The 15,898-nt window shown below is 71.9% G+C and carries 13 protein-coding genes; 9 read left to right on the top strand and 4 right to left on the bottom strand.

All coding sequences use genetic code 11. From position 1 onward, the window contains the following. The first annotated feature begins 42 nt into the window (after positions 1-42). Positions 43-1,539, top strand: coding sequence for an acyl-CoA synthetase (locus OG736_RS04855; RefSeq protein WP_327181313.1), 1,497 nt, complete (start codon positions 43-45; stop codon positions 1,537-1,539). Here OG736_RS04855 and paaK read toward each other — a convergent pair. Next, positions 1,534-2,829: a phenylacetate--CoA ligase PaaK gene (gene paaK, locus OG736_RS04850; protein WP_327181312.1), complete on the bottom strand. Its 1,296-nt coding sequence runs from the start codon at positions 2,827-2,829 to the stop codon at positions 1,534-1,536. The genes OG736_RS04855 and paaK overlap by 6 nt on opposite strands. Positions 2,830-3,038: 209 nt before the next feature. Between paaK and OG736_RS04845 the strand changes: the two genes are divergently transcribed. Beyond that, positions 3,039-3,908 (top strand): alpha/beta fold hydrolase, encoded by an 870-nt coding sequence (locus OG736_RS04845; RefSeq protein WP_327181311.1) that lies wholly within the window; start codon positions 3,039-3,041, stop codon positions 3,906-3,908. Between the two features lie 44 nt (positions 3,909-3,952). Continuing rightward, the gene (locus OG736_RS04840) at positions 3,953-5,461 is read left to right on the top strand and encodes an esterase/lipase family protein (RefSeq protein WP_327181310.1); all 1,509 of its coding nucleotides are present in this window, start codon (positions 3,953-3,955) and stop codon (positions 5,459-5,461) included. 26 nt (positions 5,462-5,487) lie between these two features. On the opposite strand, the gene OG736_RS04835 is transcribed toward OG736_RS04840, so the two are convergent. After that, positions 5,488-7,092 carry an acyl-CoA synthetase gene (locus OG736_RS04835; protein ID WP_327181309.1) on the bottom strand — a complete coding sequence of 535 codons (1,605 nt, stop codon included), beginning with the start codon at positions 7,090-7,092 and terminating at the stop codon, positions 5,488-5,490. A 174-nt stretch (positions 7,093-7,266) separates the two neighbouring features. Here OG736_RS04835 and OG736_RS04830 point away from each other — a divergent pair, with 174 nt between their 5' ends. The 6 genes from OG736_RS04830 (at position 7,267) to OG736_RS04805 (ending at position 12,374) form a co-directional block, all read left to right on the top strand. Continuing rightward, on the top strand, positions 7,267-8,067 hold the full coding sequence (locus OG736_RS04830; protein WP_327181308.1) for a crotonase/enoyl-CoA hydratase family protein: 801 nt from the start codon (positions 7,267-7,269) through the stop codon (positions 8,065-8,067). A gap of 154 nt (positions 8,068-8,221) precedes the next feature. After that, entirely contained in the window at positions 8,222-9,163 is a 942-nt protein-coding gene (locus tag OG736_RS04825; RefSeq protein ID WP_327181307.1) for a Zn-ribbon domain-containing OB-fold protein, read from the top strand. Next, complete coding sequence (locus tag OG736_RS04820) at positions 9,160-10,209, top strand: thiolase family protein (RefSeq protein ID WP_327181306.1); 1,050 nt, start codon at positions 9,160-9,162, stop codon at positions 10,207-10,209. Before OG736_RS04825 ends, OG736_RS04820 begins: the two co-directional genes overlap by 4 nt. Beyond that, positions 10,206-11,372, top strand: coding sequence for a thiolase family protein (locus tag OG736_RS04815; RefSeq protein ID WP_327181305.1), 1,167 nt, complete (start codon positions 10,206-10,208; stop codon positions 11,370-11,372). Before OG736_RS04820 ends, OG736_RS04815 begins: the two co-directional genes overlap by 4 nt. 83 nt (positions 11,373-11,455) lie before the next feature. Beyond that, entirely contained in the window at positions 11,456-11,698 is a 243-nt protein-coding gene (locus tag OG736_RS04810; protein ID WP_327181304.1) for a DUF397 domain-containing protein, read from the top strand. A 178-nt stretch (positions 11,699-11,876) separates the two neighbouring features. Next, the gene (locus OG736_RS04805) at positions 11,877-12,374 is read left to right on the top strand and encodes a hypothetical protein (protein ID WP_062646030.1); all 498 of its coding nucleotides are present in this window, start codon (positions 11,877-11,879) and stop codon (positions 12,372-12,374) included. 7 nt (positions 12,375-12,381) lie between these two features. On the opposite strand, the gene OG736_RS04800 is transcribed toward OG736_RS04805, so the two are convergent. Then, positions 12,382-14,301 (bottom strand): N-acetylmuramoyl-L-alanine amidase, encoded by a 1,920-nt coding sequence (locus OG736_RS04800; protein WP_327181303.1) that lies wholly within the window; start codon positions 14,299-14,301, stop codon positions 12,382-12,384. A 244-nt stretch (positions 14,302-14,545) separates the two neighbouring features. Continuing rightward, complete coding sequence (locus OG736_RS04795) at positions 14,546-15,685, bottom strand: aminoglycoside phosphotransferase family protein (protein ID WP_327181302.1); 1,140 nt, start codon at positions 15,683-15,685, stop codon at positions 14,546-14,548. Between the last annotated feature and the right edge of the window lie 213 nt (positions 15,686-15,898).

Here is a 15,898-nt window from a genome sequence, read left to right as displayed (position 1 = left end):
ACGACTTGACCCGTCCCGGCCGCCGCCCGAGGATCATGAGTCATGACGCCCGGACATGGCAGCACGGTCGACGGGGTGCTGCGGCGCAGCGCCCGCCGCACCCCGGCACGCGTCGCGGTGGAGTACCGCGACCGCACCTGGACCTACGAGGAACTCGACGAGGCCGTCTCGCGTGCGGCGAGCGTCCTGCGCGGCGAGGGTCTCGCCCCCGGCGACCGGGTCGGCGCCTACGGCCACAACTCCGACGCCTACCTCATCGCCTTCCTCGCCTGCGCCCGCGCGGGCCTGGTGCACGTCCCCGTCAACCAGAACCTGACCGGCGAGGACCTGGCGTACATCGTCCGCCAGTCGGGCAGCGCGCTGGTCCTCACCGACCCGGACCTGGCCGGCCGGCTCCCGGCCGGCACCCGGACGCTGGCGCTGCGCGACGCGGACGACTCGCTCCTCGCCCGACTGCCCGCGACTCCCGTGTACGACGGTCCCGAGCCGCGCTCCGAGGACCTGGTGCAGCTGCTCTACACCTCGGGCACCACGGCGCTGCCCAAGGGCGCGATGATGACCCACCGCGCCCTGGTGCACGAGTACCTGAGCGCGATCACCGCCCTCGACCTGAGCGCCGGCGACCGCCCCGCGCACTCCCTCCCGCTGTACCACTCGGCGCAGCTGCACGTGTTCCTGCTGCCCTATCTCGCGGTGGGCGCGACGAACCTCGTGCTGGACGCGCCCGACGGCGACCGTCTCTTCGACCTGATCGAGGCGGACCGCGTCGACAGCCTCTTCGCGCCGCCGACCGTGTGGATCGGCCTGGCCAACCGCCCCGACTTCGCGACCCGTGACCTGAGCGGGCTGCGCAAGGCGTACTACGGGGCGTCGATCATGCCGGTGCCCGTGCTGGAGCGGCTGCGCGAACGCCTCCCGAAGCTGGGTTTCTACAACTGCTTCGGGCAGAGCGAGATCGGTCCGCTCGCCACCGTCCTCGCCCCCGACGAGCACAAGGGCCGGCTGGACTCCTGCGGGCGCCAGGTCCTGTTCGTGGACGCCCGTGTCGTCGACGAGAACGGCAAGGACGTGCCCGACGGCACGGCCGGCGAGATCGTCTACCGGTCCCCGCAGTTGTGCGAGGGCTACTGGGACAAGCCCGAGGAGACCGCGGCCGCCTTCCGCGACGGCTGGTTCCACTCCGGCGACCTCGCCGTGCGCGATGCCCACGGCTATTTCACGATCGTCGACCGGGTGAAGGACGTCATCAACTCCGGTGGGGTGCTGGTCGCTTCGCGCCAGGTCGAGGACGCGCTGTACACCCACGACGCCGTCGCCGAGGCCGCCGTGATCGGACTGCCCGACGAGAAGTGGATCGAGGTGATCACGGCCGTGGTCGTCCCGCGCGGCGAGGTCACCGAGGAGGAACTCGTCGCCCACGCCCGCGAGAACCTTCCTCACTTCAAGGCGCCCAAGCGGGTGCTGTTCGTGGCGGAGCTGCCACGCAACGCCAGCGGCAAGATCCTCAAGCGGGAGCTGCGGGAACGGTTCGGGTCATGACTGCCGCAGGTCCGCGATCCGCCTGATCTTGCCCACCGACCGCTCCAGCGACTCCGGATCGACGATCTCGACGGCGACCGACACACCGATACCGTCCTTCACGGCCGCCGCGATGGTGTGCGCGGCCGTGTCGCGGACCTCGGGGCTCGCGTCGGGGCGGGCCTCCGCGCGGACCGTGAGGGCGTCGAGGCGGCCCTCGCGGGTCAGGCGGAGCTGGAAGTGGGGCGCCACGCCCGGCGTGCGCAGCACGATCTCCTCGATCTGGGTGGGGAAGAGGTTCACCCCGCGCAGGATGACCATGTCGTCGCTGCGGCCGGTCACCTTCCGCATCCGCCGGAAGACCCGGGCCGTGCCCGGCAGCAGCCGGGTCAGGTCCCGGGTGCGGTAACGGACGACCGGCATCGCCTCCTTGGTGAGCGAGGTGAAGACCAGCTCGCCCTCCTCGCCTTCCGGGAGCACCTCACCGGTGATCGGGTCGACGACCTCGGGATAGAAGTGGTCCTCCCAGATGTGCAGGCCGTCCTTCGTCTCCACGCACTCCTGCGCGACCCCGGGGCCGATCACCTCCGACAATCCATATATGTCGACGGCGTCGATCGCGAACCGGTCCTCGATCTCCTGGCGCATCCGTTCCGTCCACGGCTCGGCGCCGAAGACGCCCACCCGCAGCGAGGTGGAGCGCGGGTCGACGCCCTGGCGCTCGAACTCGTCGAGCAACGTGAGCATGTAGGAGGGGGTCACCATGATGATCCGGGGCTCGAGGTCCAGGATCAGCTGCACCTGACGGGACGTCATGCCGCCGGACGCGGGGATCACCGTACAACCGAGGCGTTCGGCGCCGTAGTGGGCGCCGAGACCCCCGGTGAACAGGCCGTAGCCGTAGGCCACATGGACCGTGTCGCCGGGCCGGCCGCCCGCGGCGCGGATCGAACGGGCCACCATGTCGGCCCACATGGCCAGGTCGGCGTCCGTGTAGCCGACGATCGTGGGGCGGCCGGTGGTGCCGCTGGAGGCGTGGATGCGGCGGATGCGGTCCCGGGGCACGGCGAACATCCCGTACGGGTAGTGCTCGCGCAGATCGGCCTTGGTGGTGAAGGGGAAGCGGGACAGGTCGCCGAGTTCGCCGCAGTCGTCGGGGTGGACCCCGGCCTTGTCGAAGGACTCGCGGTAGAAGGGCACGTGGGCGTACGCGTGGCGCAACGAGGCCCGCAACCGCTCCAACTGCAGGGCGCGCAGGGCGCCTTCGTCGAGGCGCTCGCCCTCGTCCAGCAGGTTCCTCGCGTCCGTCATGGGACCTTCTCCCTCGTCACCCCGGTCACCCTCGTCGGACCACGCCGACACGGCCATCGAACCATGCCAATACGGGCGACCGATCATTCGGTCGATCTTCCTCGGGATCAGTAATCCAGGCCGGCCGGCCGCAGGCAAGAGGGCGGCCGTGACTTTCGCCCTGGGGAACTCCGTTGCGGACCGGTCCTGCCCGCGTCGAGGATCGGGGCATGCCGACCTTCACCGCCCCGGACGGGACCGAGCTCGCCTACCACGTACGGGGCGAGGGCGAGCCGCTCGTCGTCCTGCCCGGTGGCCCCATGCGCGCCTCCGCCTACCTCGGCGACCTCGGCGGTCTCGCCGCCCGCCGCCGCCTCGTCCTCCTCGACCTGCGCGGCACCGGCGACTCCGCCGTCCCGGCCGACCCGGCGACATACCGCTGCGACCGGCAGGTCGACGACGTCGAGGCGCTGCGCCTCCATCTGGGACAGGAGCGGATCGACGTGCTCGCCCACTCGGCGGGCGGCAGTCTCGCGCTGCTGTACGCCGCCCGGTACCCGCACCGGGTGTCGCGGCTCGCGCTGATCACCGCCACGCCGTGGGCCCTGGGCCGGCCGGCCACGGCCGAGGACCGGCTGACGGCGGCTCGGCTGCGCACGGACGAACCCTGGTTCGGCACGGCGTACCCGGCGTTCGAGGCGTGGCTCGCGGGCGGCGGCGATCCCGACTGGGAGGTCGTCGGCGCCTTCTTCCACGGCCGGTGGGACGCCGCCGCCCGCGCCCACGACGCCGCCGCGGACGAGCAGACCAACTCCGAGGCGGAGACGGCGTTCCTGGACCCGGAGGCCTTCGACCCGCCCGCCCTGCGGGCCGCCCTCGCGGACCTGAGCGCCCCGGTGCTGGTGCTCGCCGGCGAGGTGGACGGCGGTCCCCGGCCCGAACTCGCCCGGCTCCTCGCCGACGCCTTCCCGAACGCCGAGTTCGCCGTGCAGCCCGGTGCCGGCCACTATCCGTGGCTGGACGACCCGGAGTGGTTCGCCGGACGCGCCGGCGCCTTCCTCGCCGGCACACCGGTCGCCGGTTCGGTGCCGCCCGCCTAAACTGAGGGTGCCTCCACCAGCGAACTCGAGCCGCGGAGTGGGCCATGCCCGACCAGCCGAAGCTCCCCATCGTGTACGTGAGGGGATTCGCGGGCGACACCTCGGGAATCAACAACGTCGTCCAGGACCCCTTCTACGGCTTCAACGAGGGATCGACGCATGTGCGCGTCGGACCGGACGACAAACCCGCGTTCCACCAGTTCGAGAGCCCGTTGCTGCGACTGCATCTCGACGAGGGGTACCGGATCCTGGTGCAGGGCGGCCAGGAGACCTACCTGGACACGCACGACGCGATCCCGTCCGACAGCATCTGGATCCACCGCTTCTACGACGCCTCGGCGAGCACCTGGAGCACGAGCCCCAGGAAGTTCCGCCTCGAGGACGCGGCCGAGGACCTGCTCCGCCTCGTCAGGAAGCTCAAGGAGAAGAGCGGCGCGCCGCGGGTCCACCTCGTGGCCCACTCCATGGGCGGCCTCGTCTGCCGCTGTCTGATCCAGAAGATCCTCCCCGAGCTGGGCGAGGACCCGGCGGACCACGTGGACAGGTTCTTCACCTACGGCACACCGCACGGAGGCATCGCCTTCGACGTCGGGTTCGGTCTCGTCGAGCGGCTGATGGCCGCCACCGGCATCAGCGGCGCCGACGTCTTCGCCCCCCGGCGCATGTACGAGTACCTCACGCCCGACTCGCTGCGGGAGGACGGCGGTCCGCCGAAGGACTGGGACCCGCGGGAGATGCCCGAGGGCGGATTCCCGCCGCACCGGGTCTTCTGCCTGGTGGGCACGGATCCCACCGACTACGACGTCGCCCACGGCCTGTCCGCGCGTGCCGTCGGCGCTCGCAGCGACGGGCTGGTGCAGATCGACAACGCCCAGGTGCCCCACGCGCACCGGGCGTTCGTCCACCGCAGTCACAGCGGACGCTACGGACTCGTCAACTCCGAGGAGGGCTACCAGAACCTCCAGCGCTTCCTCTTCGGCGACCTGCGGGTCCAGGCCGAACTGGTCGGCCTCCGGCTGCCCCGGGAGAGCCGCGGCACCAGCTGGCAGGCCGAGGTACGGCTGGCCGTGCGCGGGCTGCCCAGCGTGATGCACGAACAGCTGGCCGCCCACTGGTGTCCGATCCAGCTGCCGGAGCCGCACGGCGACGGCGCGGCCGCCGAGCCCGTCCCACTGGCGACGACGTTCCTCAACAGCAAGGCGCCCCGGCCCCCGGAGAGCCCCACGCTGCGTTACGCGCTGCACCTGCGGATCCTGTCGCTGCGGGAGCGGGACGGGATCCTGCGCTTCACCGACCACCTCGAACAGACCGCGGACTTCGCCGACATCCTCGTCGTCGACGTCGGCTCCGCCGAGCCGGGCCCCGGTGTCTGGGCCGTCTGGAACTCGGACCTCCCCGGCGCCATCTGGGAACACCGGCCCACCGGTACGCCGTGCGGCGACGAAGACCCCCGCAGCGGCGTCTGGCTGGCCCACATCCCCCTCCCCGGGACGGCGGCGCCGATCCTGGGGGAGGGGGCGAGCATCCGGCTGACGGTCACGCCCTGGGGCTGACACCCCGCGGCCGACGCCCGGCCGGGTCAGCGGTCCTCGGCGACCGCCACCTCGCGCGCCCACCGGTAGTCCGCCTTCCCGCTCGGCGAGCGGCGGATGGCCTCCGCGACCACCAGCTGACGCGGGATCTTGTAACCGGCGAGCCGGGAGCGGCAATGACGCTGGATGTCCTCCAGCGAGGGCCGCGCGGCGCCGCTGCGCACCTGAACGACTGCCGCCACATGGTTGCCCCACGTCGGGTCCGGCACCCCGGCCACCAACGCGTCGTACACGTCCGGATGGGACTTCAGCGCCTGCTCGACCTCCTCGGGGTACACCTTCTCGCCCCCGGTGTTGATGCACTGCGAGCCGCGCCCGAGGACCACGACCACGCCCTCCTCGTCGACGGTCGCCATGTCACCGAGCAGCACCCAGCGTTCGCCGTCCTTGCGGAAGAAGGTCTCGGCCGTCTTCGCCGGGTCGTTGTAGTAGCCGAGCGGCACGTGGCCGCACTGGGCGACCCGCCCGACCTCGCCCGCTGCGACCGGCTCGTGGGTGGCCGGATCGACCACTCGCGTACGGGAGTTGACGCGGACGCGGAAGCCGCGCTCGGGTCCCGAGTCGTCCGTCGCCGTGCCGTTGAACCCGGACTCCGAGGAGCCGAAGTTGTTCAGCAGCATCGCGTTCGGCATCAGTGCCCGGAACTGGCGGCGGACCGTGTCCGACATGATCGCGCCGGACGAGGACACACTGAACACCGACGAGCAGTCCGTGCCCCTCAGCGGGCCTTCGAGCGCGTCGATCAACGGCCGCAGCATCGCGTCGCCCACCAGGGAGATGCTGGTGACCTTCTCCCGCTCGATCGTCCGCAGTACTTCCTCGGGCACGAACTTGCGGTGGATCACCACACGTTGACCGAAGTTGAAGCCGATGAAGGCGGTGAGGGTGGAGGTGCCGTGCATCAGCGGCGGGGTGGGGAAGAAGGTGATCCCCGTACCGCCGGCCGCGACCCGCTCGGCGATCTCCTCCGGCTTCTTCACCGGTTCACCGGTGGGTGAGCCGCCGCCCAGCCCCGAGAAGAACAGGTCCTCCTGACGCCACATCACCCCCTTGGGCAGGCCGGTCGTGCCGCCGGTGTAGATGATGAACTGGTCGTCGCCCGAACGGGCCGGGAAGCCGCGCTCGGGCGAACCGCCCGCCTCGGCGTCCGCGAAGGAGGTGATGCCCTCGCCCGACGGCCCCACCCGTATCAGGTGCCGCAGCGCCGGCGTCTGCGGCAGCGCCGCCGCCACCCGGTCCGTGAACTCCGCGTCGAAGACGAGCGCCACCAGATCCGCGTCCCGGTAGAGGTAGACCAACTCCTCTTCCACATAGCGGTAGTTGACGTTGACCGGCACGATCCGCGCCTTGAGGCAGCCGAGCACCGTCTGGAGGTACTCGACGCCGTTGTACAGATGCAGGCCGAGGTGCTCGCCGGGGCGGATCCCGCTGCCGAGGAGGTGGTGCGCGACGCGGTTGGCCGCGGCGTCCAGCTCCGCGTACGTCAGACGGCGTTCCGCGCCCGTGCCGGGGTGGTCGACGTACACGAGGGCCTCGCGGTCCGCCGCCACGTCGACGACCGACTCGAACAGGTCGGCAAGGTTGTACTCCACCGCTCCTCCTGACCGGGGGGCCTGGTTCTCCGACGGTTCGTCGGTCATCTGAGCAAAGGGGGCGGCAAGTGGGAAGGGCTCGCGCCAATAAATCTGACTGACTGTCAGAAAACCCTTGAACTGCCATCACGCCTCCTGCAACCTGTTCTCGTTCCTTCCGAGGGGAGACCTGCGATGGGCGGCACCGAACACCTCACCGTGCGCCGCGAAGGCGCCACACTCGTGCTCACGCTCAACAGACCGGAGGCCAGGAACGCGCTCTCGATCGCCATGCTCGTCGGCCTGTACGACGGCTGGCTCGAGGCCGACGCGGACGACTCGGTCCGCTCGATCGTCTTCACCGGCGCGGGCGGCTCCTTCTGTGCCGGCATGGACCTCAAGGCCCTGGCCGGCCGCGGCATGGAGGGCGAACAGCACCGCGACCGGCTCAAGGCCGACCCCGACCTGCACTGGAAGGCGATGCTCCGCCACCACCGCCCCCGCAAGCCGGTGATCGCCGCCGTCGAGGGGTACTGCGTGGCGGGCGGCACCGAGATGCTCCAGGGCACCGACATCCGCGTCGCGGGCGAGTCCGCCACCTTCGGACTCTTCGAGGTGAAACGCGGCCTCTTCCCGATCGGCGGCTCGACGGTCCGGCTGCCACGCCAGATCCCGCGCACCCACGCCCTGGAGATGCTGCTCACCGGCCGGCCCTACACCGCCCGCGAGGCCGCCGGGATCGGGCTGATCGGGCATGTCGTCCCCGACGGCACCGCCCTGGACAAGGCCCTGGAGATCGCCGAACGCGTCAACGCATGCGCGCCGTTGGCCGTCGAAGCGGTCAAGGCGTCCGTGTACGAGGCCGCCGATCTGACCGAGACCGACGGCCTCGCCGCCGAACTCGTCCGGGGCTGGCCGGTGTTCGACACGGACGACGCGAAGGAAGGTGCGCGTGCCTTCGCGGAGAAGCGGGCGCCGGTCTACAGGCGTGCGTGACGCTCCGCCGGGTGAGGGGACGGCAAGCGCTGTTCGCCGTACTGCGGGTCCGTTGTGGCTGGTCGCGCCCGCGCGGCGGAGCCGCACATGTAATCGCCCCGCGCCCCTTCGGGGGCGCTGTTGCTGACGTCGGCTTCCCAGGGAGGCAGCCCCGATGCCCGAAGTTCTCAAAGCCCCGCTCGTCGTCGAGTTCCCCTTCACCCGGTCCCTCGGGCCCGTCCAGAGCGCCTTTCTCACCGGTCTGCGCGAGCGGGTCGTCCTCGGGGTGACGACCACCGACGGGCGCACCCTCGTGCCGCCCGTCGAGTACGACCCGGTCACCGCCGACGACCTGCGTGACCTGGTCGAGGTCGCCCCCACCGGCACGGTCACCACCTGGGCCTGGAACCACGCCCCCCGCCGCGGACAGCCCCTCACCACCCCCTTCGCCTGGGCCCTGGTCCGGCTCGACGGCGCCGACACCGCCCTCCTGCACGCCCTCGACGCCCCCGGCCCCGACGCCGTGCACACCGGAATGCGCGTCCGGATCCGCTGGGCCGAGGAACGCACCGGCGCCATCACCGACATCGCCTGCTTCGAGCCGCACGACGGCGAGCCGGCCGAACTCACGGGCACCACAGGCGAGTTCGCGGACCCGGTCGGCGGCATCGTCGCCGCTGCCCGGCTCGACTACACCTACTCGCCCGGCCGCGCCCAGACCGCCTACATCAACTCCCTCGCCGACCGCAGGAGCGTCGGCGAGCGGTGCCCGTCCTGCCGCAAGGTGTACGTGCCGCCGCGCGGGGCCTGTCCCACCTGCGCCGTCCCGACCGCCGAGCAGGTCGAGGTCGGGCCGCGCGGGACCGTCACCACCTTCTGCATCGTCAACATCAAGGCGAAGAACCTCGACATCGAGGTGCCCTACGTCTACGCCCACATCGCCCTCGACGGCGCCGACCTCGCGCTGCACGCCCGCATCGGCGGCATCCCCTACGACCAGGTGCGCATGGGCCTGCGCGTCGAACCCGTGTGGACGGACGGCGCCCGCTACCCCGACCACTACCGGCCGACCGGCGAACCCGACGCGGACTACGACGCCTACAAGGAGCTGCTATGACCCGGGACATCGCGGTGGTGGCCTTCGCGCAGACCGACGTCCTGCGCACCACCGACGAGCTCTCCGAGGTCGAGATGCTCATGCCGGTCCTGCACAGTGTCCTGGACCGCACCGGCCTGAAGACCGCCGACATCGGCTTCACCTGCTCCGGCTCCAGCGACTACCTCGCCGGCCGGGCCTTCTCCTTCACCCTCGCCCTCGACGGCGTCGGCGCCTGGCCGCCCATCTCGGAGTCCCATGTCGAGATGGACGGCGCCTGGGCCCTCTACGAGGCGTGGACCAAGCTGCTCACCGGCGACGCCGACACCGCGCTCGTCTACTCCTACGGCAAGTCCTCACCCGGCTCCCTGCGCGACGTGCTCACCCGCCAGCTCGACCCGTACTACGTCGCCCCGCTGTGGCCCGACTCCGTCGCCCTCGCCGCCCTCCAGGCGCAGGCCCTGATCGACGCGGGCGACACCGACGAGAGCGAACTCGCCGCGATCGGTACCCGCAGCCGCCGGGTCGCGACCCTCAACTCCCGTGCACAGCTCCGTGGTGCGGTCCCCCAGGGGGACTACGTCGTACGGCCGCTGCGCACCGGCGACTGTCCGCCCGTCGGCGACGGCGCCGCCGCCGTGATCCTCGCGGCCGGGGAGCGGGCCCGTGAACTGTGCTCCCGGCCCGCCTGGATCAGGGGCATCGACCACCGGATCGAGGCCCACTCGATCGGCGTGCGCGACCTGACCGACTCGCCCTCCACCCGCCTGGCCGCGGAACAGGCCGGCGTCTTCGAACGGCCCGTCGACACCGCCGAACTGCACGCTCCGTTCAGCTCCCAGGAGGTCGTCCTGCGCAAGGCGCTGCGGCTCGACGACAGCGTGCGGGTGAACCTGTCCGGCGGCGCCCTCGCCGCCAACCCGATGATGGCCGCCGGCCTCATCCGCGTCGGCGAGGCCGCCGCCCGTATCCACCGGGGCGAGTCCGACCGCGCCCTCGCCCACGCCACCTCCGGCCCGTGTCTCCAGCAGAACCTGGTCGCCGTACTCGAAGGGGAACCGCGATGAGCAAGGAGCCCGTGGCCGTCGTCGGGATCGGCCAGACCAAGCACGTCGCGGCCCGCCGGGACGTGTCGATCGCGGGGCTGGTCCGCGAGGCCGCCCGACGCGCCCTCGACGACGCCGAGCTGACGTGGGCCGACATCGACGCCGTCGTCATCGGCAAGGCCCCCGACTTCTTCGAGGGCGTCATGATGCCCGAGCTCTACCTCGCCGACGCGCTCGGCGCGGTCGGCAAGCCGATGCTGCGGGTGCACACGGCCGGCTCGGTCGGCGGGTCCACCGCGCTCGTCGCCGCGGGCCTCGTCGCGGCCCGCGTCCACGGCACCGTGCTGACCCTCGCCTTCGAGAAGCAGTCCGAGTCCAACGCCATGTGGGGACTGTCCCTGCCGATCCCCTTCCAGCAGCCCCTGCTCGCCGGGGCGGGCGGATTCTTCGCGCCGCATGTGCGGGCGTACATGCGGCGCAGCGGCGCCCCGGACACCGTCGGCTCGCTGGTGGCGTACAAGGACCGGCGCAACGCCCTGAAGAACCCCTACGCCCACCTGCACGAGCACGACATCACGCTGGAGAAGGTCCAGGCCTCGCCCATGCTCTGGGACCCGATCCGCTACTCGGAGACCTGCCCCTCCTCCGACGGCGCCTGCGCGATGATCCTCACCGACCGGGCCGGGGCCGCCCGGGCGCCCCGGCCGCCCGCCTGGATGCTCGGCGGCGCGATGCGCAGCGAACCGACCCTGTTCGCGGGCAAGGACGCCGTGTCCCCGCGGGCGGGCCGGGACTGCGCCGCCGACGTCTACCGGCAGGCCGGCGTCACCGACCCGCGCCGCGACATCGACGCCGTCGAGATGTACGTGCCGTTCTCCTGGTACGAGCCCATGTGGCTGGAGAACCTCGGCTTCGCCGACGAGGGCGAGGGCTGGAAACTGACCGAGGCCGGAGTGACGGAGCTCGACGGCGACCTGCCCGTCAACATGTCGGGCGGCGTCCTGTCCACCAACCCCATCGGAGCCTCCGGCATGATCCGCTTCGCGGAGGCGGCGCTCCAGGTGCGCGGCCAGGCCGGGGAGCACCAGGTGGAGCGGGCCGGGAAGGTCCTCGGGCACGCCTACGGCGGTGGCTCGCAGTTCTTCTCCATGTGGCTCGTGGGAGCGCGGCCACCTCAGTCCTGAAAGGTCCCCCTCACGTGCTCTGTCGGCGTCCGTGACCGATCGCTAGGCTGACCCGCGGACGACGAACCGGGAGGAGCACGGACGTGGCCGAGAGCACCATCCAGCAGCAGCCGCTCACGGGCTGGGACAAGCCGGAGCTGGACCTCAGCAACGCCGAGTGGCAGTCCAGCAGCCAGGGGCGGGGGGATGTCCAGATCGCCTTCGTCGAGGGATTCATCGCGATGCGCAACAGCGGCAGCCCCCAGAGCCCTTCCCTGATCTTCACGCCCGCCGAGTGGGGCGCGTTCGTGTCGGGGGCGCGGGAGGGGGAGTTCGACCTGACCTGAGACCGGTGTCGGCCGCACGGCCGGCACCGGGAGCCTGCCCGGACGAGGGGACCCGACGCGGGGACCGGGCGAACAGGCGCCGGCCGCCACCACCCGGGGAAGTGACGGCACCCCGGGACGACGAAACCGCGTCCCTCCCGGCGGTCGCCGGACGGCGCTGTCCACGTACCATGGCGGCATGTCGTTCCTCCGCCGCCGCAGCGCCACTCCCGCCGGGCCCGACTTCGACGTCCTGGCCATGGATCCGGGCGACTGGCCCGGCAATCTGGGTGCCGGGCTGCTGCCCGCCCCCGACGGCAGCTGCCAGGGCGTCTTCCTGCGCTACGACCTCTTCGGCGGCCGCGGCCCCGCGATGATCATCGGCAACCTGCCCGAGGGCTCCCCGGCCCGCGAGGTGGAGGAGGGCGAGGTCCCCTTCGAGGTCGCCCAGCTGCTGCTCGCGCTGGAGAACGACGAGGAGGTGACCGTCGTCGGCACCGAGGACATGCCGGTGATGCAGGGCGACAACCTCCTGATCGTGCGCCGCCTCAAGCTCTCCGAGGGCCGGATCTCCTGTGTGCAGTTCGACCGCAGCGACAACGTCCTGGTGACCATCGCCGCCTGGGACCGCCCCATCACCGACGACCTGTACGCCCTGCTGAAACCGCTCCCGGCGGAGCTGTTCCAGCAGGGCTGAGGCGCCGCTACGACGTGGCCGACATCAGCTTCACGTCCGCGGCCCGCACGAACGCCACCCGGTGGCCGTACTGGATCTCGTAGTACTGGTCCTCACCGATCACCACCCGGTGCGATCCGGTGGCGAAGGTGACCGCGTAGTAGTACTCGCCCGGCACCTTGTCACCGACCACGTACTTCTGGCCCTTCGGCAGGGTGTACGGAAGCGGTGACACCGCCTGGGCCGGGACGCCCGCCGGGTAGGCCGACGCCTCGGGGTAGGCGCGGCCGTAGACCGGAACGCTGTCGCGGCCGTCCTTCGGGGTGATCACCTGGCCCGCCGCGGGTACCGCCGCCGGCCGGTCCTTCGGGTTGTGGAACCACGCCTTCTGCCCCAGGTACCAGATCGCCGTCCAGTCACCCCACCGGTCGGCGACCGCGTACTGCTGGCCGGTGGACACCCGCGAGGAGATGTCGTTCACGCCCGTGGTCGGGGCCGAGCCCTGGCCGATGTCCTTGATCAGGGCCGACTTCTCGTCGTGGTCGGAGTACAGCCGCACCGCGCCGGAGCCGTGCGCCGCGCACGGCGCGCCCTTGGTGACACAGTCCGTGTACACCGGCTGGTTGGCGAGGTAGTCGGGCCGGATCGTGACCAGGCCGCCGCTCCTGCGGGCCGTCGCCGCGAAGGGCCGGTCCAGCAGTTCGAAGTAGTGCCGCCAGTCCCAGTAGGGGCCCGGGTCGGTGTGCATCCCGGAGACGGTCGCGGTGGTCGGCCCCGGCACGTTGTCGTGGCCCAGGATGTGCTGCCGGTCCAGCGGGATGCCGTACCGCGCGGCCAGGTACTTCACCAGACGCGCCGACGACCGGTACATCGCCTCCGTGTACCAGGAGTCCGGCTGGGCGAGGAAGCCCTCGTGCTCCAGGCCGATCGACTTGGCGTTGACGTACCAGTTGCCCGCGTGCCAGGCCACGTCCTTGGCCTTCACATGCTGGGCGACATGCCCGTCGGTGGAGCGCAGGGTGTAGCTCCAGGATACATAGGTGGGGTCCTGGACCATGTTCAGCACCCCCTCCCAGCCGCCCTCGGTGTCGTGCACGACGATGTACTTGATGCTCGGCGCGGCGGGCCGGTCGCCGAGGTCGTGGTTGCCGTAGTCGTTGTCGCCGAACTGCTCGTACGGCGCCGGGATCCACTCGCAGGACACCGTCGTCGGGCACTCGGTGCCGGCCGTGGAGGCCGTGCGCAGGCCGGTCTCCCGCAGCTGGGCGGTCCGCGGGGCCAGGTCCGGCACGCCGGCCAGGGCGACCGGCCCACCCGCGTCCGTGATGCGCTCCGCGCCGGTGCGGAGCACGTCGAAGACATCGTCGGCGTAGTCGGCGGCCGTCGCGCGGTCGTCCGCGCCCGAGAAGCGCGCCACCGCGCCGTACCAGTCCGCCGGGTCACCGCTCAGCGGCTCGCCCAGGCTGCGCTGCGCGGCGGCCAGGAGCGCGGCGCCGCCCGCGATGTTGGCCGCGGGGTCCGTGCGCAGCTCCTCCGCGCTCAGGCCGGTCAGCTCCGCCGCCCTCGGCAGGGTGCGCAGCCGGGCCGGGAGCTCCTCGTCGGCCGGGAGCCGCGTCTGCGGGACACGGGGAGTGCGGGCGGAGTCGCCGCGGGCGTCCTCCGCGCCCTGGCTGTGGTGCGGTGCCGCGGCGAGCGCCGTACGCGCGTCGGTGAGGTGCATCGGTCCGTAGCCGCCGGTCACGCTCGGCGCTCCGCCGTGCGTGTCCCAGCGGGACTGGAGATAGGAGACGCCCAGCAGCAGGCTCCGTGGCACGTGGTACTCGGCCGCCGCGACGGTGAAGGCCCGCCGGAGGCTGGTCGCCCCGGCAGCCCGGGAGGTCGAGGGATCGATGGCCTCGGCCGGGGAGGCCGCGCCGAGCAGCGGGAGCAGCAGAGCCGCCGACGCCATGGCGCCTGCGGCTCTACGGGTGTGTCTGCCAGGTCCGGGGTGAGTGACGGGTTTTCGCAATGCGGCCTCCTGGGACGAGCGGGCGGGGCGTGCGGGGCCGGACATGAGCCATCTGTCACCGGCTTGCCGACAACCCGTCAATCATGCCCACAGACAGGAGATTTCCCTCGTCAAGACACCGCTGACGCACCCCGGGGGCCCACGGCGCGCCGCCGTTCAGGCGCAACCGCGGACCCCCGACCCCTCAGCGGGTGCCGACCGCGGCGCGTACGGCCCGGCGGGCCAGCTGGCAGTCGTCGTGCAGCCGTCGCAGCAGCAGGCGCTGTTCCTCGCCGGACGGAGCGCCACCCGGATGGCCCCCCGGAGCCGCCGGGTTGACGTCGTGCATCGAACGCTGCACGGCCGTCTCGTAGGTACGGATCTCGCGGGTCAGAACCAGCATCAGGTTCACCAGGAAGGCGTCCCGGGACGCCGGGCCCGCCGTCTGGGCGATCTGGCTGATCTGACGGCGTGCCACCGGTGCGTCGCCCAGCGCCGACCACAGCGTCGCCAGGTCGTAGCCCGGCAGATACCAACCCGCGTGCTCCCAGTCCACCAGCACTGGACCGGCCGGTGAGAGAAGGATGTTCGACAGGAGGGCGTCGCCGTGACAGAACTGGCCCATGCCCTGCCGGCCCGCGGTGGCCGCGATGCCGTGCAGCAGCTTCTGGAGGTCGCCCAGGTCCCGGTCGGTGAGCAGACCCAGCTCGTGATAGCGGGAGATACGGGCGGCGTAGTCCAGCGGGGCGTCGAACGTCCCCGCCGGCGGCCGCCAGGCGTTGAGCCGGCAGACCGCGCCGAGTGCCGCCCGGACGTCGGCCCGCGGCGGGGCCTCGGTGGGGTGCCGCTGGAGTGCCGCCACCCGGCCCGGCATCCGCTCGATCACCAGTGTGCAGTTGTCCGGGTCCGCCGCGATCAGTCTCGGCGCCCGCACCGGAGGGCGGTGCCGGACGAACGTGCGGTACGCGGCTATTTCGTGCCGGATCTGCTCGGCCCACACGGGGGAGTGGTCGAGTAAACACTTGGCGACCGCCGTGCTGCGGCCGGTCGTACCGACCAGCAGCACCGAGCGTCCGCTGCGGCGCAGCACCTGGACCGGCGCGAACTCCGGGCAGATCCGGTGCACGGACGCGATCGCCGTGCGCAGCTGGGCGCCCTGGGGGCCGGACAGGTCGAGTCTCCCGCTGAGCGGTTGGGTGCCGAGCCCCGCGGGGCGCCGGGCGGGACCGGCGCCGAGTACGGGACCCGAGGACCGCGCGGCGGGGTCGAGGTAGGGGCCGCCGCCGCCCGGGCGGGTGTGCAGCGACCGGGGCGGGGCGGACACGGAGGACGATGCTGCGTACATGGGAGAAACAGATCCCTTCGTGTGCCGGACGTCAGAACGCTGCCCCGACCGGTCCTTTCGGGTACACCCTGGGGAATGTCCCTCGGCGACCGGGTCGGGGTGGCGCTTTCCTACCTGACACCCATCGCCCAGTGGCACACCATCTGGCGAACCCTGGCGAACCCTGGCGAATAGTCGCCCGGCAACTTTCACCGGGCTACTGTCAACTCAGCC

The organism is Streptomyces sp. NBC_01334 (genome assembly GCF_035983595.1).
GTDB classification, from domain to species: domain Bacteria; phylum Actinomycetota; class Actinomycetes; order Streptomycetales; family Streptomycetaceae; genus Streptomyces; species Streptomyces coriariae.
The sequence above is the reverse complement of the archived record's forward strand: the minus strand, read 5'-3'. Positions and strand labels throughout refer to the sequence as shown.